The organism is Bariatricus sp. SGI.154 (assembly GCF_050313795.1).
In the GTDB taxonomy this organism is placed as follows: domain Bacteria; phylum Bacillota; class Clostridia; order Lachnospirales; family Lachnospiraceae; genus CAMBRQ01.
The window spans coordinates 107,976-126,949 of the sequence record NZ_JBNPMC010000004.1; the positions used below are offsets into that span (position 1 = coordinate 107,976).

The 18,974-nt window shown below is 41.1% G+C and carries 14 protein-coding genes; 11 read left to right on the forward strand and 3 right to left on the reverse strand.

Features of this window, described 5'->3' with window-relative positions; translation table 11 throughout:
• Positions 1-328: 328 nt before the first annotated feature.
• Positions 329-805 (reverse strand): hypothetical protein, encoded by a 477-nt coding sequence (locus ACQRBN_RS03895; RefSeq protein WP_427737668.1) that lies wholly within the window; start codon positions 803-805, stop codon positions 329-331.
• Positions 806-1,141: 336 nt separating this feature from the next.
• Here ACQRBN_RS03895 and ACQRBN_RS03900 point away from each other — a divergent pair, with 336 nt between their 5' ends.
• The 11 genes from ACQRBN_RS03900 (at position 1,142) to ACQRBN_RS03950 (ending at position 16,675) form a co-directional block, all read left to right on the forward strand.
• Complete coding sequence (locus tag ACQRBN_RS03900) at positions 1,142-1,843, forward strand: LytR/AlgR family response regulator transcription factor (RefSeq protein WP_427737670.1); 702 nt, start codon at positions 1,142-1,144, stop codon at positions 1,841-1,843.
• A 41-nt stretch (positions 1,844-1,884) separates the two neighbouring features.
• Complete coding sequence (locus tag ACQRBN_RS03905) at positions 1,885-4,953, forward strand: S8 family serine peptidase (RefSeq protein WP_427737671.1); 3,069 nt, start codon at positions 1,885-1,887, stop codon at positions 4,951-4,953.
• A gap of 51 nt (positions 4,954-5,004) precedes the next feature.
• Complete coding sequence (locus tag ACQRBN_RS03910) at positions 5,005-5,814, forward strand: FHA domain-containing protein (RefSeq protein ID WP_427737672.1); 810 nt, start codon at positions 5,005-5,007, stop codon at positions 5,812-5,814.
• A gap of 62 nt (positions 5,815-5,876) precedes the next feature.
• Complete coding sequence (locus tag ACQRBN_RS03915) at positions 5,877-6,614, forward strand: PP2C family protein-serine/threonine phosphatase (protein WP_427737673.1); 738 nt, start codon at positions 5,877-5,879, stop codon at positions 6,612-6,614.
• Positions 6,615-6,641: 27 nt separating this feature from the next.
• Entirely contained in the window at positions 6,642-8,762 is a 2,121-nt protein-coding gene (locus tag ACQRBN_RS03920; RefSeq protein WP_427737674.1) for a serine/threonine-protein kinase, read from the forward strand.
• 22 nt (positions 8,763-8,784) lie between these two features.
• Positions 8,785-11,493 carry a protein kinase domain-containing protein gene (locus ACQRBN_RS03925; protein ID WP_427737675.1) on the forward strand — a complete coding sequence of 903 codons (2,709 nt, stop codon included), beginning with the start codon at positions 8,785-8,787 and terminating at the stop codon, positions 11,491-11,493.
• A gap of 66 nt (positions 11,494-11,559) precedes the next feature.
• The gene (locus ACQRBN_RS03930) at positions 11,560-12,150 is read left to right on the forward strand and encodes an FHA domain-containing protein (RefSeq protein ID WP_427737676.1); all 591 of its coding nucleotides are present in this window, start codon (positions 11,560-11,562) and stop codon (positions 12,148-12,150) included.
• A complete protein-coding gene (locus ACQRBN_RS03935) occupies positions 12,132-13,877 on the forward strand; it encodes an FHA domain-containing protein (RefSeq protein ID WP_427737677.1) in 1,746 nt (581 codons plus the stop codon). The genes ACQRBN_RS03930 and ACQRBN_RS03935 overlap by 19 nt, the downstream gene beginning before the upstream one ends.
• On the forward strand, positions 13,871-14,737 hold the full coding sequence (locus ACQRBN_RS03940; RefSeq protein WP_427737678.1) for a PP2C family protein-serine/threonine phosphatase: 867 nt from the start codon (positions 13,871-13,873) through the stop codon (positions 14,735-14,737). The genes ACQRBN_RS03935 and ACQRBN_RS03940 overlap by 7 nt, the downstream gene beginning before the upstream one ends.
• Positions 14,718-15,431 (forward strand): FHA domain-containing protein, encoded by a 714-nt coding sequence (locus ACQRBN_RS03945; RefSeq protein WP_427737679.1) that lies wholly within the window; start codon positions 14,718-14,720, stop codon positions 15,429-15,431. The genes ACQRBN_RS03940 and ACQRBN_RS03945 overlap by 20 nt, the downstream gene beginning before the upstream one ends.
• Before the next feature lie 8 nt (positions 15,432-15,439).
• Positions 15,440-16,675, forward strand: a complete 1,236-nt coding sequence (locus tag ACQRBN_RS03950) for a hypothetical protein (RefSeq protein ID WP_427737680.1) — start codon at positions 15,440-15,442, stop codon at positions 16,673-16,675.
• A 373-nt stretch (positions 16,676-17,048) separates the two neighbouring features.
• On the opposite strand, the gene ACQRBN_RS03955 is transcribed toward ACQRBN_RS03950, so the two are convergent.
• Positions 17,049-17,855: an FHA domain-containing protein gene (locus ACQRBN_RS03955; protein ID WP_427737681.1), complete on the reverse strand. Its 807-nt coding sequence runs from the start codon at positions 17,853-17,855 to the stop codon at positions 17,049-17,051.
• A gap of 59 nt (positions 17,856-17,914) precedes the next feature.
• Positions 17,915-18,532, reverse strand: a complete 618-nt coding sequence (locus ACQRBN_RS03960) for a hypothetical protein (protein ID WP_427737682.1) — start codon at positions 18,530-18,532, stop codon at positions 17,915-17,917.
• Positions 18,533-18,974: the final 442 nt, after the last annotated feature.

Sequence of the window (18,974 nt, forward strand, 5' to 3'; positions counted from 1 at the left end):
TTTCGGAAATGGACTGCCGATAGTATTGAATTAATTCAGAACTTTTGTATAAAACAGCCGACTTGAGATCCTGAGAAAGACATAATAAGAAATCTTCTACGAGGATGAAATAAGGCAGAGGGTCGCTGTAGTAAGACACTGTGGAGTGGTCGTAATAAAAATAAGGATGGTAATGATTGTCCGCGACCAGGCATAAGGGCAGAATCCACTCAAGAAGTTTGAGCCCATATCTTGCAGAGGTTTCCATATTTTTGCGATAGGGAAATGGAACTATGTGATAGATATCAATGGATTTTTCTGCATGTTGGTATAAAAGGAATAAGTATTTTTAAAAAAAATTGTCTTCTAGAGAAAAATTCACATAGATATAGGGATTCTCATGATGCCTTGCTTCTTGATCCAATACGTACTTTATAATATCGGTTACTGCAAGTTCACCGTGAAACATCTGTCCGTTGGAAGGTTCCGACAGTGATTTTGACCATAGTGTCTCTTTCTTCTGAGTCAGTGCAGATACTGGAATATCTGAGAGTGCCTGAAAGATATCTGCGATAATCTGCCTGGATTCAAAGATGTCCTCTCCCTGAAGAAGCATGGAATGGTATCTGAAAAGTTTTGCTTTTTCATCCGGAGAGAGGCAGAAAGAAAGTGCTAGTTTTTCGACAGATTTATATGCCAGAATCCGCTCGTCAGTGAGAGCCTTGTGAATGGATGTGCGCTCTACACCGGATATACGGGAAATCTGGGAAATGGATTGATTGTTCCGGTCTATAAGATACTTTAGATAACTGCTGAATTTGGACATAAGGTGCCTCCAATATAATGATAATAATAACATTATATTATTATATCATGAGTTTAGATATTCTGTGGAAGAATGGAATTTCCAATTTTTACAAATAAATAAAGAATTATGACATTGAAAAATATCAAATAAATACTTAAGTATAATAAAGTTATACTCATGTGAGCATCCTGCAATACATGCCTATAGTTGGCTGGTCTTGCCTGATAAGGTATAGTAATATATCGCTAAAGTGTGACAAAAAATGCACAGAAAATGTCACAAAAACCGTCACAGGTTTCCGTGTTCGGAAAGACCTTTTATACTTTACTTAAGAAAAGTATATGAGGTGAAAAAATGCTCAGTATTGCAATATGTGACCAGAAATATGAAAATTGTTGTGAGACAGCAGATAGATTGACAAAGATCTTGTTTGATGAGACAGAGATGCAGTTTATTTTCTATGAGACCGGAATGCAGATCATGGATGATATTTTGAATCAGAGATTTCGGGCAGATCTGCTTTTTATTGATGTGATTCTTCCGGGAGTGGACGGAATGCGAGTAGTAGAATTCCTGCGAAAACAGAATCTCAAGACAGATGTGATCTTTCTGACAGAGGCGGCAGAATGGGCGGCAGAAGGGTATCAGTATCATGCTTTTGATTATCTGATCAAACCGGTAGCTCCTAAAAAATTTGAGAAGACGATGCAGAGATATGTGGAGGAAAAACTATATTCAATCAAAGGTTTCCTCAACGTCAATATTCGTGGATGCAGCCAGAAGATACAACTTCAAAGAGTCCTTTTCTTTGAGAGTAATGAACGGAAAATCAGTGCTGTGATGATGGATGAGGAGATTACGTTTTATCTGAAGATGAATCAGCTTCAGGAGAGTTTAGTGAATACTTCTTTTATCCGCTGTCATCAGAGTTATATCGTAAACCCAGATTACATTTCTTCGGTGACAGCGACAGGGATTGTCCTGATGAATAAGAAAAAGATACCGGTCAGCAAAAGATATTCCAAAGAGGTACGGGATTATGTGCTGCATCTGTAGATTTGGCAGGAGTAGCCGATAATATGTGTGATTAGGGGATTGTGAGTAATAGATGGAATGTGCGAGGGAATGAGATGGGCAATCGATTTATAAAAATAGTATTTAGTGTTTTGGCGGTTGGATGTGCCGGATATATGTTAGTATCCGGTTTATTTACTTCGCAATCTCAGGAAGAGGCTATGCAGGCATATCGATATGAACGGAACGGCGAGGTGACCTATGTTTCAAGAACAGATGCTGATCATATTCGGGAGAATGGTTTCTTTTCCTATGCAGATAATGAGTTGATTGTACAGCTTGCAGATTCTATTGATGAGGAGAAGGCCCGCCAGATTGCAAGAGAGAATGAAGCAGAACTTACAGGTTTTATCAGTGTCACAGACACTTGTCAATGGACACTTCAGAAATCATATGAACTGGAAGAATTAAAAACATATGCAGATGAGATTGCAACGCTCCCGGAAGTAGAATATGCTTCTGTAAATTATTTCACAGAATATCAGGAGCAGAGTCAGGATATGCCAAGCAAAGAATCTGGTAAATGGGAGAAAGATAAATATAACTGGGGATATATGGATATTCATGCGAATCAGGTCTGGAAATATATTGATGAGATGAAAAGTCCAATCAATATTGGCATCATGGATATGGGATTTCAGGTACATGAAGATCTGGATTATACAATTTTGAGACAGGGAAGTCTTAAAAAAGAAGAAACACTTTTGGATAAAGCGAAAAAATTAATATTGACAGACAGACTTATGGATTTGTCGTCATCACAGCCTTCGCATAAGGACGCGCAGCACGGGACACATGTTACAGGGATTGCGGCGGCAGTCTGTAATAATAAGAAAGGAATTGCAGGGGTATATCCGAATCCAACCGGTCAGGGTGAGATTTATGCGTATGCCATAGTGTATGAAGATGGGGCTGCTATCTCTACGATTCAGCAGATGAATGATGTTGCCCGGATGCTGTTGAATGATACAAAAGTGATTAATATGAGTGTTGGATTAAAGGATGCAGCATGCTATAGCGCATACAAAGAACATGATTCTACCGAACGAAGGAGCCATGTAGAAGAGTTTCTTAATGATCGTGGAGAAGTGTGGGAGGACTATCTTGGAAGATTTATTGATAAAGGCTATGAATTCTTGATCTTTAATACTGCTGGAAATGCATCCAATCATTCGCAAGGATCCGGAACAGGCAAACTTTATAAGGCAATAGAGGCACCGGAAGGGTCGGCTCAATATGAACTTGTCTGGAAAGGTGGCGAAAGTGCGGTGATTGGCGCAGAGTATAGTTATCCTCTAACCTATCTGGATGACAGAAAGGTAAAAGAACGAATTATCTGTGTCGGAGCGTATGGTAAAGACCGGCTTCTTACAAGATTTTCTAATATGAGCCAGCGTGTAGATATCCTGGCACCGGGATTTGATATATATAGTACTTGTAATGATTCCTTAAAGAGTAAGGACGGAACTTCTATGGCAGCGCCTTATGTTACGGGCACGGCCGCCTGTATATGGTCTTTAGATGAGAGATTGACTGCTTCGGAAGTGAGGCAGCTACTTTTACAGGAAATGTATGATGATGTCAATCCTGAAACAATTCTGGATGTTGATACCAATGTTACAAAACCAATCCTGAATCTGGAAGCTTCAATAAATCAGGCCAGCAGATATGTGGAAGAGCATCAGGAGGAATTGCAAGAACGTACCGTAAATCATGGGATTCCTATGATAATTATTGCGAAGATTGCAGGCGATGGTGTCGAGCTGAAATTAACGGGAACCAGGGAACAGCGAGCAGAAGAACTGAAAAAATATGCAAAAAAAGTTATGATTGAGGATGCAGTCATTACCATCAGGAACGAAGATGGAGAAGTGTTGTATGACCACAAAGAGTTATTACAAAAAGCCAGCAAGGCGAGTGAAAGTGAGAGAGATGATAAGTTGATTAATTTCTTCCTTCCGGAGGGGAATTATACGGTAACTGTGGAAGCGGAAGGATATGAGCCGCTGACAGTGAAGAATATGAATCCCAGACAGGGATATCCGACAAATAGTCTTGCGATTGCATATGATTTCGTTGGAATGACTACGTGGGAATTTGAATTAGAGCCAATTGTGGATTCAAAGTTACTTATTGACCCAAAGTGGTGGGGAAAAAAAGACTATACGAATCAGTTTATGAAATATCTGGAAGAGAAGTTGATCCCAGAATATGGTGTCATGCCGACTCAGGAGATTGTAAAGATGCCGGGGTATATGGATATGGTATGGCTGGAACCAGAGGAACTGCAAGGAATATTGGCGGTAAAGATAGATGATTATGACGGAGATAAGCGCAATGAAATGTTACTTGTCAGATCTGCCTGTGAGCAAATGGATCGGGACGAACTGATGGAAACGGATGATCGGGGCGGTGGCACGGGAATCTTTCTTGAAATGTATGAATATAGCAATAAAGTGAAACTAACTGATAGCATTGAACTTATTCCTTGTGGTAAATATCGTGTAATGTCTGACAGAGTTCATACCGGAGTGTTTACTTATTCAAATGATGGAACGGAATATATCGGAATTGATAATTATCTTTATATGGAGGGTGGGACTACAACTGTGTCCCTGTATCGATATAAGGATGGAACATTTCAGTATGTAAAGGGAACTTGCAGACAGTGGCTTGTAAGTGGTTACGAGTCTGTCAGTGAAACAGATCATGAGCCGGAAGCCGATGAGATTACCATGGGAACGGCAGCCTGGACGGGAGATGGAAGCGCATGGAAACAGGCGGGAGATTATTATGCGTCGGGAAGAACGGAAGAGCGTGAAGAAGTCAGGGAAAACATCCAGAAACTGGATGCCATCTACGCTGACCTGCTGAAAGAATATGGGCTTTTGAGTAATGATGTAAGACTTTACTGGTACAATCAGGACTGGGACAATCAGGACTGGGATGCAAGAACTGCGGATATCTATACTGCGGAAGAAGGAGAACTGTCGGTGGTGGCTTCCATGGCAACTTGTTACATTTATCGGGATATGAGAGAATATCACCTGTTCCGGGAAGACCCGGCGGGCAGTCTGGATGCTTATCGATAATAGATAGAAGGAATGACGCCAAATGGCGTACAAAAATTACAGGAGGAATCTATGAATCAGAAAAATGTATGGAGATATGGCCTGTCAATCGCAGGCATTGTTGGACTTGCCAGTTTGTGGTTACCAATTTGTCAGGCGCAAGGTGCATCTTATAATATGCCGATGCTTCTTCAACTGAGGAAAAGTGTAGGAATGATATATTGTATTCTGCTGGTGGCTGTCATTCTTATGTCACTGTTCGGAACATTAATCATTACCTTATGGGAAAATGAGGCGGCATGTCTTACGTCGGGAGTATGTCGGATTGCCAGTGCAGTGTTACTGCTTATTATAAAAATGGCACTTCTGGGAAAATATACCGGAATCCCAGATAGCGGACTGCTGAAAGGCGCAGGAATTGGATTTTGGATTTTTCTTCTGATTCATCTGCTAAGCGGAGCAGTGGGAATCCTTTTATCCCGGGAAGGCGGAGCAGACGCGGTAAAGAAAGAAAAGAGAAAGCCAGAAAACCAGCCGGTTCCGGACACGGTGGAAGAACCGGAAGGAAGGAGCGGCATCATTGCCATACTGGAAGGAATCTACAAAGGTGAGACACTTCCAATGGAAGACATGCAGGCACTCGTGGTCGGAAGAGATGCTTCCCAGTGCAATCTGGTGATAGAAGGTGAGAAAGTCAGTCGGAAACACTGCAGTATTACCTATTGCGCAAGAACGGGTGGATATCTTTTATGTGACTATTCCTCCAACGGAACTTATTACAGAAACGGACAGAGGCTGCCAAAGCATATGAATATTGAACTTACAAAAGGAACAGAAGTCTATCTGGGAGATAAGAGAAACATTCTTCGGATGGGCGGATAGAGAGGCAAACTATGATGGATCCGGAAAGACTGTAGAAAATGTATGAGACAGGAGGGAGAAACTTGACTTATAGTACATTGAGTGAAATTGGAAATCGGATTGAGAATGAAGACAGTGTCGGAACTTATATTGGGAAGAAATGTCAAGTATTCTTTCTGGCAGACGGTTTAGGTGGACATGGAAGTGGAAAAGAGGCTTCTGAAAGTGTGATACGTCATGGAATAGAACTTATGGAATTAGAAGAAGACTCAGAAAAAGACATGAATGTGCAGGAAAAGTTCTCACAGATCTTCGCGGAAGGACATGAACTCTTAAAAGTAAAGCAGAAGGACCAGGGAAGCAGGCAGTCTATGAGAACCACTCTTTCAATATTCCTGGCGAGGGGAGAAGAAGGTTGGCTTGCACATATCGGAGATTCCAGAATTTATGTATTCGAACGTGGCGAATTAAAGTTCCGCACGCTGGATCACAGTGTTCCGCAGATTCTGGCACTTGCGGGAGAGATTGCGGAAAGCGAGATCCGCCATCATCCGGACCGCAATCGACTGCTTCGGTGTATGGGGGAATCGGCAGATACACTAAAGTATGAGATTCATGAGCCTATTCTGATTCGAAAAGGAACCGCAATCTTGATGTGCAGTGATGGATTCTGGGAAGCGGTGGCGGAAGAACAGATGATTGGAGCGCTATGGCGTTCCAGGAATGTAAAGGACTGGCTGCATCGCATGCAAAAGAGAGTGGAGAAATCGGGAAAAAAGGGAGAGCAGGATAACTATTCAGCGATAGGAATATGGTTTTAGAAGAGGGTAGAGAAAGAGAGCAGAAATATGAGGAATCCGGAATTATTATGTCTGGGATGTATGGAAGAACTTTCGCATCCTAATGAGACTTGTAGGAAATGTGGTTTCAACCGAATTGAATATGAGGAGAACCGGAATGTTCATACATTGCCTTCGTATACAATCCTTGCAGGCAAATATTTATTAGGTAAGGTTCTTGGCGAAGGAGGATTCGGTATTACATATATAGCCTGGGATTTGAATCGAGAATGTAGGGTTGCAGTCAAGGAATATTTTCCAAGTGGACTTGCTACCAGGGATACCAGATTTGGCGATGGAGAAGCGTTGACCATTATGCCGGGTGAGAAAGCAGCATATTACCAGAATGGACTCAAGAATTTTGCTGAAGAGGGAAGGAATCTGGCGCGTTTCCAGCATCTTCCAGGCATTGTATCGGTTCGTGATTTCTTTCAGGATAATGAAACGGCTTATATAGTTATGGACTATGTAGAGGGAAAGAATTTAAAGCAATATCTACGTGAGCATTACGACAAGAACGGTGAACATACACCAATGGAAGAAAAGCAGATTCTTGAGATGATGCAGCCGGTATTGCAGGCACTTTCTGAGATACATAAAGTAGGAATCATCCACCGTGATATCAGCCCTGAAAACATAATCTGCGGACCAGATGGAAAGATAACGTTAATTGATTTTGGGGCGGCAAGGACTGCAACAGGAACAGAGACAAAGAGTCTGACGATTATGTTGAAACATGGCTACGCACCAGAAGAACAATATCGTACACATGGAAAACAAGGACCGTGGACAGATATCTATGCTATTTGTGCTACTATGTATCAAATGGCATCCGGGCAACTTCCTATGGAATCCATTGAACGGATGCGTGAGGATAATCTACAACCGTTAAGAAGGGTCAATCCGAAAGTATCAGAAGAATTCTCTGATGTTATTCAAAAAGGAATGGAAGTATGGGGAGAAAAGAGATATCAGTCAGTAGAGGAGATGCAGGAAATACTGTATCCAAAGCCAGTGGTCGAAAAAGTATCAGCTGCAGAAGATGTCGTTGCGGATGAATCAACTGTAGAACCGTTGACTATGGAGAGGACGATAGATGAGGAGAAAACGGATGAAAAGATAGAGAAAGAAAAGAATAAAAAAATATTCAGAAATATGTTTGTTCTGGTAATTGTAATTGTGTTATTGGCAATTGGCATTAAAGTCGCGATTCCAAAAACGCAAAAGCAACAGTTTTCAGAGGTGACAGTTTCGGAAGAAGGTGTTCAGAAATCAGTAGATGAGCAATTGGCGAAAGATATTGCGGATCAGGAAGAGAAGGTTTTCGAAAATGTAATGGTCAGCGATATTTCTCTGACAGAGGAAAAATATGTTATTGCTGTAGGTGATCCGGCACTTAGAAGTCAGATGGATTTTGTAAATAAAGTGATAGATATAATGCAGAATGAAGGAACACTGAAGCAAATATGTAATGATTATTTTGCCGATGGAATACGCGAACCGATTGCATCAAAAGAACTGGACGACAGAGAACATCAACTTGTAGTTGCGACCATTGCAGACTATGTTCCGTTTGAATATATAGAGGATGAAAAATATTATGGAGTTGACCTGGAAATTGCATTGTGGCTTACGGCAGCACTCGGGAGAGGAGACGAATTGGTAATTCAAAACACCACATTTGACAATGTAATATCCAATGTAGAGTCGGGAGAATGTGATATTGCGATATCAGCGATATCAGCGGACAAGGAACAATCAGAAAATGTTGTTTATTCCAATTCTTATTTTGATGCTTCCAAATGTGTGGCAGTTCGCAAAAACGATTTGACTTTTGAGGCATATGAAATAAACGATTCGGGGATGGTATTGAAGTTATGCTTTGGCAGTGCAAGAGGAATGGGTTCTGTGCTCGTATTTACAGAGGAGGTTTTTCCGTGGGTGGAGCAAGGAATGGCAGTTGGATTAAAGGTTGAAAGAGTTACGGATACAGATTCTTTTAGTGATGTTATGTACTTCGATACTCCTGCACTTGCATTAGAGGCTTTACAGGCTGGAGAGATAGATTGTGTCATTGGACAGGCAACACCTTTAAACTATCTGGTAAAATCTTCAGGTAATGAATCCTAATTATAAGAAAAGGAATGAGAATATGAGAAATCCGGAATTATTATGTTTGGGATGTATGGAAGAACTTTCGCATCCCGAAGAAATCTGTAAGAAATGTGGATTTGACAGAACAGAATATGAGAAAAATCGCAGTGCGCGTACCCTCCCATCTTATACGATTCTTGTAGGAAAATATCTTCTGGGCAAGGTGATTGGAGAAGGTGGTTTTGGTATCACCTATCTTGCGTGGGATCTGAACCGAGAATGTAAGGTGGCGATTAAAGAATATTTCCCCACTGGTCTGGCAACACGTGATGCAAGAAACGAAAATGGTGAGATGCTTACAATATTACCGGGAGAAAAGATAGCATACTATCGGAATGGTCTGAGAAATTTTGCGGAGGAAGGGAAGAATCTGGCGCGTTTCCAGCATCTGCCGGGGATTGTATCCGTGCGGGATTTCTTTCAGGATAACGGAACTGCTTATATTGTCATGGATTACGTAGAAGGCAGGAATTTAAAGCAGTATCTGCGCAAACATTATGAGAAGAACGGAGATCATGCACCGATGGAAGAAAAGCAGATCCTTGAGATGATGAGGCCGGTATTGCAGGCGCTGACCGAGATACATAAGGCAGGAATCATCCATCGGGATATCAGTCCGGAGAACATTATCTGCGGGCCGGACGGGAAGATTACACTGATTGATTTTGGGGCAGCAAGAGTGGCGACTGGGACCGAGACGAAGAGTCTGACAATTATGCTAAAGCACGGGTATGCGCCGGAAGAACAGTACCGCACGCATGGAAGACAAGGACCATGGACGGATATCTATGCCATCTGTGCAACGATGTACCAGATGGCGTCCGGGTATCTTCCCATTGAATCGGTGGAACGGCTTTATGAAGATGAACTGAAACCATTAAAGCAATTAAATATAGGTATATCGGAAAAGGTCTCAGATGTCATTGAAAAAGGAATGGCAGTCAGAGGAGAAAAGCGATATCAGTCGGTGGAAGAGGTATATAAGGAATTGTATCCGAAGCCGCAAAAAAGACCAGAGCCAGAGAAATCGAAACCAGCTTCCGAAAACCCACAGTTTTCTCATCAGGATGAACTAGAGAAACAGTGGGAAGAGATAGAGAAGCAGGAAGAAGAAAAAAGAAAAAGCGAACTAGAGAAACTGGAGAGAGAAAAGAGTCAGCCAATAGAAGAAAAACAGCACGGTGAGGTGGAAAAACCGAAAAAGATTAAAAAAAATGGCAGTATTATTCTAATTTTGTTAGTTGTGTTTTGCCTTTTTAATTTTGGTGGGAGAGGAATTTTTCGTACATATCGATATCACGAAAATTTTGAGACTGCATCGTTAGATGAATTTTTGAGTTTTGACCAATACAATGAAGAGAACCCATTATTTCTTTCAAAAGAGGAAGTGGGGAAATTGCAGGTTGAGAAATGGGCAGGTGATGAGCAGGAACTTTTGGAAGAAGCAGTTGACATGTCAGAGGTGACGGTTCCTGATTTTTCTACTTTGTTATCTCCTGCGTATACTGGCACAACAGAACTTCCAAAACCGGAAGAACTTGTTCCGATTGTAGATGAAGATGGAAAGTATGGGTTTGTGGATAGTGTCGGAAATGAGTATTCATTGGCTGCATATGAAGAATCAGAGGAACTGTTTGAATCTTCCGATTATTTTGGTGACAGATATCAGATAGCAATTGATACAGATGAATATGGTGTGAGGCATATAACGGATAAATATGGAAATGAGATTATGGAGGATGACTATGAATCAATTAGTATAGATAATCAAAAATATTTGTTTGGATTGACAGAGTTTTTGTTGTATAAAAGCGATGATGGTTATTCTTTTTGGAATCATTGTAACTATTTCAATGATATAGATTCTGGTTCCTCTAAATCAAGAGATTTTAGTATTGGAAAGATTTCGGATAATGGATTCATACCTATTGAATGCAACGGAAAGTGTGGTTATGTGAATTTACAGGGCGAAGTTGTAATTCCATTACAATATGGAGCGGCAAAAGAGTTTTCTGATGGTCTTGCACCGGTAGAATTCAAGGTGGAATATTCGGTATCTTCTGAAGGTTCGTCTTATTATGCTAAATGGGGATATATCAATGAACTAGGTGAGATCGTGATACCGCCGATATTTGATGATGCGGAGTCCTTTACGAATGGTATGGCATCTGTAAAGTTTGACATTTATGATTCAGGGAAAAGCAAAAATATATATGGCTTTATAGATAATGAAGGAAACTTGATCTGTGCATTTGATAAAAATAGTATGCAATTGAATGAATTTTTCAAAGATGATACATTTGTCGAGTATATGGGACAAGACGGATATTGTACAGAAGATGGAAAAGCAGTTATTGGTGCAGCAAAGGTCATAGATGATGAAATATGTGCTCAATATACGATAGTGGATCTTCGGGGTTCGGAAAATATTCCAATTGGAGGGAGTGTGGTTTTAGGTACTTTTAGCAAATCAGGTCTTATACCAGTTGTGGAATATGATGAAGTAAATGCAGTTATGAGAAATGGAGGATCTGAAGAAGAGGTCATGAATGCCCATGTTTATTTTTATTATGTAGATGCTGAGGGGCGTTTAGCAATAAGTAGTAGTATGGTAATGTCATGTGAAGAGTTTGAAGATTTTATCCGGTATTTTCATGATATGTATTATGGAAGAAGTGCAGAAATGCAGTTGAAAGATAATCCGTAGTTTTAAATCAGCGAAAAAAATCTACTTTTTAAGTGATAAGTAATTTGTAAAGGAGAGAGTGTAGGGATGGCAATTACTAAGTGTGAACATGGACATTTCTTCGATAGCGGAAAATATGACACCTGTCCTTTCTGTAAAAAAGAGCAGCCGAAAGATTCGGATTTCCGCAATCAGGTAACGGTTTCTGCTTACCAGATGACCGGAGAACTCGAAGGACAGGTGGACAGGGAGACGGTATGGCTTCAGAATGCCGGAAAACGGGTTGGGAATGAGGATGCCAAGACTGTCGGCATCTATTCCAGATTCACCGGCAATGATTTTGTGACGGGTTGGCTGGTATGTACGAAAGGTGAAGAACGAGGCAGAGATTACAGGCTTCACTATGGTTTTAACCGCATAGGCAGAGGACTGATGATGGATGTCTGTATCTTAGAGGATGAGATGATCTCCAGGAATACACATTGCAGTGTGGTATACGAGCATCGGAGGAATGAATTCTCGCTCGTCCCGGAGGGCGGATGTCTGACCTATTATCAGGGGGAGATCCTTAAGGAACCGGTGAAACTGAAGAACGGAGATCGATTTGTGATTGGAGAGACGGAACTGGAGTTTATTGCATTTTGCAGAGAGGAGATTCGATGGGAAGACGAAAGTTAAAAAAGATAATGACAGTGCTTCTGTCTATATTCTGTCTCCTTGGTACACTGATTCCTGATTGGACAAGCAATGCGGCAGATAACAGTCTTTCACTGGAACAGGCATATATATGTCTGCCACAGATACGTATCTATGTAAACGGGGCAGAGAATTATGGAGAACTGGACCCGGAGCAGATAGAGGTCTACCGGGGAGAGACGCAGTTGTCTCTTGCGGGAATTCAGAAATTCTCAGATCTGGACGAGGGGATTGCTTATTACATATTGTTGGATATTTCAGGATCGATCAGGGATTCTTATTTTACAGATATTAAGAGCGCGCTGCAGACATTTCATAGCGAATTGTCAGAGAAGGATCAGATGGTTTTGATTACATTTGGTGAAAATGTAACCGTTCAGTTGACAGGAGAAGAATCTAAGGAAGAGGCGGCGGCTAAGATTGCCGGGCTGAATAACAGAGATGATCAGACATTATTGTTTGAAGCATTGGCGCAGGCAGGAGATATGGCATCTGCCTTGTCTAATCAGGAGTATAAACGCAAGGCGGCGATTGTGATCAGCGATGGAGAGGATATTGCCAAAGGAAAGTCTACGAAGGATGAGGCTTTGAAGGAACTAAAGTCTCAGGGACTTCCGGTTTATGCTATGGCAGTCGATTATGAAGAGAATCAGATTATTGATAGTTTTGGTGAATTTGCAAGGAATACAGGCGGCAGCCTTCATATCTTCGGTCAGGGAGGTGTGCTGGAAGGGCTGCAAAGTATCCGGAGCCGATTGCAAAGCAGCGATGTTTTATTGTTGGAGAGTGACAGTAACAATGCCAGTCAGTCAATGGAGACTCTGACGGTTCAGTTTGATCAGTGGAACCTGACGAAGACGATTGAAACGGGATTCTATAACTGGCAGGCTGATGAAGAGGTACCTCAGATTACAGGAATTGAACAGGATGGGAGTAACAAGTTAAAAGTAACGTTCAGCGAATCGGTATCCGGCGGAGAGAATGTTACGAACTATCAGTTGAAAGATACAGCGGATGGAACAGTGTATACTCCGGTATCGATAGAAGATGGAGAAAACAACTGCAAGATATTAACTTTTGAGGAAGAATTCTATACAGGAGATTATACCTTAGTTACAGTAAATATTACGGATGTATCCATGGAGAAGAATCTGGTGGAAGAAGGTGGGGACATATCTCTTGAAGGACGGATGAAAGAGTCCAAAGCAGTGATATTCTTAAGAAACCATGGATATCTGATTGCGGCAGCAGTGGTATTGCTGTTATTAGCAGTGATTCTTCTGATTTATCAGAAGATAAAGAAGAATAAGGGTGTTGTAGTACTCGATGATAAGATGATCATGGCATCTAATATAGATGTGAAACGCCATGTGGCAATGGAACAGAAAAAGCAGCAGGGAGTGATATTAATCTTTACCATGCACACGCAGGGGCGGTATCCGGCCAAGATGGAGGTTCCGTTAAATAGCAGTCTGATTGCAGGACGTTCGGATATCTGTGATGTGTATTTTGATGATGAGCAGATGTCCAGACAGCATTTTGCGCTGGAATATGAAGAAGGAACAGTTTCTATTATGGATCTGGATACCACCAATGGGACGATGGTAAATGGTGTCCGTATTCAAACTAAACGTAAACTTGATAAGAAAGATAGAATATGTGCCGGAACGGTAGAGATGACGATAGATTGGAGGGAGTGCGATTGTTAGAAGAGATGCAGACGACGCTGCAGTTATATCCACAGGAGTCTTTACCTGAGACGATACGGATATCAGCAGCGACGATCCGTGGAACCCGGGAATATCAAGAAGACAGTATGCGTTATCTTGGTACGCCGCAAGGTGTTCTCGGTGTAGTGTGCGATGGCATGGGAGGAAAGACAAAAGGCGGGCTGGCGAGCGCCTGTGCGATGGAGACATTGTTGGAATATTATCAGGAAGAGCCCAAACCGTTGAAAGACCCACGGCGCTTTTATGAGCAGGCGGTTTCGCTGATGGATAGGAAGGTTGCGCGGCTGAAGGATGAAGAGGGCAATTATCTGGACAGTGGAACGACTGTGGTGTCGGTAATGATTGAAGAAAATCAGATGCATTTTATGTCGGTGGGAGATAGCAAGATCTATTTAATCCGGGAGAATTGCATTTACGCATTAACCAGGGAACATAATTATAAATTGCTGTTGGATGAATCTTTACGGGAGAGTGCAATAACTTATGAAGAATATGAACGGGAACTGGCGAAGGGAGATGCGCTTATCAGTTACCTTGGAATGAACGGCATTAAAGTGATGGATATCAATTTCCAGCCACTTATGCTAGAGGATGGCGATGTAATTATATTGTGTAGCGACGGATTATATAAGGCTTTGACAGAGGAACAGATTGTAAATATCGTGGAGGCCTGCCAGGAGGAATTCACAGAGACGGCGGGAATCATTGTGCAGACAATATTGAATTATGTACCACATGCCCTGGATAACACATCTGTCCTGTGTTTTAAATACATAGAAGCAAAAGAAATGAATAGAACAGAAAAGGGAGGAAATAATAATGAATCTTCAGAAATGTAACAATGGACACTTTTATGATACCGATAAGTATTCCCAATGCCCACATTGCGCAAAAAGTGCAAGCGGAGCACAGGATATGGTCACGGAGGCACTGAATCCTGCAGGTACAGTGTACACAGAGATGAAGAACGGAGCATCAGCGGCGCAGGCAGCAACCGAACCGGTCTATCAGAATGCAGGGACAGCATCTTCCGTGCCGGCATCCGAAGCATATCAGGAAACACCTGTGGCGCAAAATGTCTCACAGGCGTCAGTGGCCCCGAAGATTAATCCGAATATTTTCGAAGTCAAGACAGAGGAGAATCACACGGTAGGATATTATTCAAGAGTGATAGGAACAGAGCCTGTTGTGGGATGGCTGGTTTGTACGGAAGGAGAGTATTTTGGTGAAAGTTTCAAATTAAAATCCGGCAGAAACTTCATCGGACGTTCTTCCGGCATGGATGTTGTGTTAAGCGCAGATATGAGTGTGTCCAGAAGTAAACATGCGATTATTGTTTATGAGCCAAGGAAACGTCTCTTCATTGCACAGCCGGGAGAATCCAGAGAGTTATTCTATCTGAATGATGACGTGGTTCTTTCCAATATGGAAATGCACGCCTATGATACGATTACAATAGGAACAACGAAGCTTATGCTGATTCCATGTTGTGGAGAGAAGTTCAGTTGGGATGATCTGAAGAAAGAGAATTGAGGAATGTGATGGAGAAAGGAATGAAAGTGCTTCTGTCATTAGCGGCAATCCTATGTGCGGGAGTGATAATTACAACCGGTCTGGCAGATATTAACGTACAGAGTCCCACTTCTGATTCAAAGAGTTCAAAGCGTCAGTCTGTTCAAAGTGAAAAAGAGTCAGAAATAGATACAGAAGCTATCGAACTTGAGAAAGTCGAACTCAGAATCTATGAAAATACCATTCAGCCGGATACCTCAAGCGGAACATTTTTGCAAAGTAAACTTGTAGAACATGACGGGAAATTGTATTACAGTTTTGGAAATACTTGTGTGATAGAGATGAATCTGGATGGAAGTAATAAGAGAGAAGTGACCGGAGGGATTGATGACAAGACAGATTATCTGCTGGTCACGGATCAGTACATCTATGTAAGATGTGACGATTATAATATCAAACAGTATACGTTTGATGGAGAATTCGTGGGGACAATTGGGCAGGTATTAAACTGGGGTGTGGTCTGCGACTGGTATTTTCATGATGGCTGCCTGTATTTTCAGGGGATGAATAACGATGATGAATGGTATAGAGGATTATTTAGAATTCATACAGGAGATGGTGATTATCCGGAATGTGTAACGGAAAATTGTTGTAATTATGATGCGCAAATATATTTTTATGAAGATACTATCTACTTTTTTGACAGGGATATGAATTATTGCAGCATCAAGGAGAATGGAAGTGGAGAAACCATCCTACGGGAATGTGAAGGAGAACTTCTGGATAGTTATACTTTTGAAGGTGCGGAGACAGCAGTACTTTTAAATGGAGCCTATGCGGGAAATTGGCTGTATTATTGTAAGAAAGATGAAAAAACATATAGTAAACTGAATCTTGAAACGATGGAAGAAGAATCAACATCCTGGAAGAGTCCGGACAAAGGAAAGATAGGAACCTTGATTGGGGAGGATACCATTTCATATAGGACGATTGAAGATAAGGGGAATTATATTAAAGGTTATCAGATTTCTACAGATAAAGAGAACACGCTGAAGGAATATATAACAAAACTTCCAAGTGGACTTATGGAAGCACAGAACTGTCAGCTTTTCCGTGTTCCGGGAGCGACCAGAATCTATTATACAGTAGAAATAGAAGGTACCTTAGAGGCTTATTCTGTTTCTGCGGATGGCAGAGAAGAAGAAAAACTGGATGCACTAGCAGAGGATGTTCCGGCATATATACCTGAAGCATGGTATCAATAGGAATGAAGAACCAGAAAACAGGAATATGAATCAGGAATGAAAAAGGGGAACAGCATGGTTGATGTAGAATACTTGTGTAAGGGCTGTATGAGGCAGTTGGAAAAACAGAATATGCCCCGTATGATGGCATAGAGATTCCTGCCTGTGAGATATATCCAATCGGCAGTGGACAAGCGGTCATTAACTATTGTGATTATACTTTCGATGAAATCTTCCATATGCCGGAGGATAGCGCAGATAAGGGGACGCTTGAATTTACAGATTAACAGTAAAAGAAAGACGTTATCATGTAGATGTGTTGACATGATGACGTCTTTCTTTATATGTTGCAAAAGCATCCGGAGAGAGCGGCCTGTTGCAAGTCTTCTGGGTATTATTTGATCTCAAATGATTCCGGCTTGTTTCCAAAGAAAATCTTGCATGGAAGTGTTACTTCCGTCGGATTATGCGGTTTCAGCCTGGTTCCATCTGACAGGTAGGTGCCATTCGTAGAAGTATCCTGCAAAATTGCGGTATTAGAATTGGGCTTGCAGATAATAGAACAATGCTGTCGACTAATGCTTTTGTCATTAAAGACCAGATTGCAGAACTTTGGATCGGTACCAAGGATAATCTTGTCGCCGGATTTTATATTAAGAACAGCTCCAGTATATTCGCCGCCGGTGCATGAAAGAGTTATTTTTGGTAGGCAAGGAGAAGCAGAGGGTTTGGGGTGGCGTTTTCTCTTTGAAGGAGCGGTCTTTGCTGTTGGAGGAACAACGCCCGCCACAGATCTTCGCTCTTCTTTAATCGTTTTCACTCCCTTAAATACACCTTTGATCCATCCAATTGTAAGACCAAATCCGATGGATAACATAATCAGTGGAAATGTCATTATACTCATATGTTCATCTCTGCGAAGCATTTTCTTGATCCAGAGCCAGAAAGTAATCTCGCCGGCTACAGCGGCCCCTTTTAGGGTTGACCGATACATATCCCGCAGGCCAAAGCAGATTCCAAATCCATACAGGGCGCCGACTACAGTAAATTCAATAATAATTAAGAGCATTTCTGAAAAAGAGGATTTTAAAGCTATTGAGAAAATAATACTGCCGATAAACATAATGATTGCGCCAATTGCGGTATATTTTCGTGCCTTTCGTTCAATAGGTCCGGGTTGGTTCTGTGCATAATTTTTCATAATAAATAATATTCCTTTCTTTTTTATTCTGATATGTATCTGTTAACGATGTTCTTACGTTAATCGTAATAATAAACGGCGCGTTTGCCGGAAAATGCAGCGACATACAATAGTAAAAATGGGAAAATAATAATCGCTATGCCAAACGAAATCCCACACATTATAACTGCTAGCCAGACGACGCCGGAGAATAGTTCGTATATGGATAACAACAGACCTTTTAGGATTCCATTTGCCGCAATATTTTCTGCAAATAATGCCATACACATTCTAAAACAGAACGAAAGCATTCCGAATAATATAACCAATACAAAGATCAGCACTGCGAGTAAAATGATAAGATACAGCGCCTTGTCCAGATGGCGAAGCATCATAAGGAGCAGTTGGGGGTTGAAATAGGAAAATGGTTCGATCATTGTATCCCGGTTTATGTATAAGGCGATTATACTTCCGAGTAAGAATAATGCACACCCTGAGCAGATTGCTTTGATTCCGATGGTATTTACTATCTGTAATTGTTTAGTAGCTCTTCCGATAATAATAACGATGGCCATGATGGTATAGACTACAATGGAATAAATAGCAATTTTGGCAATCTGTGCAGCCAACGGAACTTCGATTCCGATATTCAGATTCAATAATCCTGTGGTTAGAGCATCTATATATTCTGCAAACATATATATTTCCTCCTGAAAATGTTAATAATAAAAGTTTAAATGATTCTTGCTGTAGTTAAGTATAGCAAAGGAAAATGCTGAAAAAACGAAATTGTAGATTTTGTAAGTAGTTTTGTCAAAATTGTAGAGACAGACCATAAATTGCGTGAATTGCGCAAATAAAATAAAAAATAAAAATAATATTGACAATTCCAGACATTATGTGATATTCTAACATGGCTGACGCAAGAGACATCAAGTGTTGCTAAATCAGGAAAGCGATCAGGAAAGCGTCAGTAAAAAAGATTAAAATAATTGTTGACAAGAAACGACAAGTATGATAATCTAATATGGCTGTCGGTTGAACGGTGATTCGTAAAAGACAACAGCAAAAATAAATTAAAAAAAGTTGTTGACAAACGACAAAACATGTGGTAATCTGATATGGCTGTCGAAAATGGCA

Coding starts and splice junctions, on each gene's coding strand:
- ACQRBN_RS03930 (WP_427737676.1), top strand. CDS start 11,560: ATGGCAATTACTAAGTGTGAACATGGACATTTCTTCGATAGCGGAAAA.
- ACQRBN_RS03950 (WP_427737680.1), top strand. CDS start 15,440: ATGGAGAAAGGAATGAAAGTGCTTCTGTCATTAGCGGCAATCCTATGT.
- ACQRBN_RS03925 (WP_427737675.1), top strand. CDS start 8,785: ATGAGAAATCCGGAATTATTATGTTTGGGATGTATGGAAGAACTTTCG.
- ACQRBN_RS03945 (WP_427737679.1), top strand. CDS start 14,718: ATGAATCTTCAGAAATGTAACAATGGACACTTTTATGATACCGATAAG.
- ACQRBN_RS03935 (WP_427737677.1), top strand. CDS start 12,132: ATGGGAAGACGAAAGTTAAAAAAGATAATGACAGTGCTTCTGTCTATA.
- ACQRBN_RS03920 (WP_427737674.1), top strand. CDS start 6,642: ATGAGGAATCCGGAATTATTATGTCTGGGATGTATGGAAGAACTTTCG.
- ACQRBN_RS03910 (WP_427737672.1), top strand. CDS start 5,005: ATGAATCAGAAAAATGTATGGAGATATGGCCTGTCAATCGCAGGCATT.
- ACQRBN_RS03960 (WP_427737682.1), bottom strand. CDS start 18,532: ATGTTTGCAGAATATATAGATGCTCTAACCACAGGATTATTGAATCTG.
- ACQRBN_RS03895 (WP_427737668.1), bottom strand. CDS start 805: ATGTCCAAATTCAGCAGTTATCTAAAGTATCTTATAGACCGGAACAAT.
- ACQRBN_RS03955 (WP_427737681.1), bottom strand. CDS start 17,855: ATGAAAAATTATGCACAGAACCAACCCGGACCTATTGAACGAAAGGCA.
- ACQRBN_RS03900 (WP_427737670.1), top strand. CDS start 1,142: ATGCTCAGTATTGCAATATGTGACCAGAAATATGAAAATTGTTGTGAG.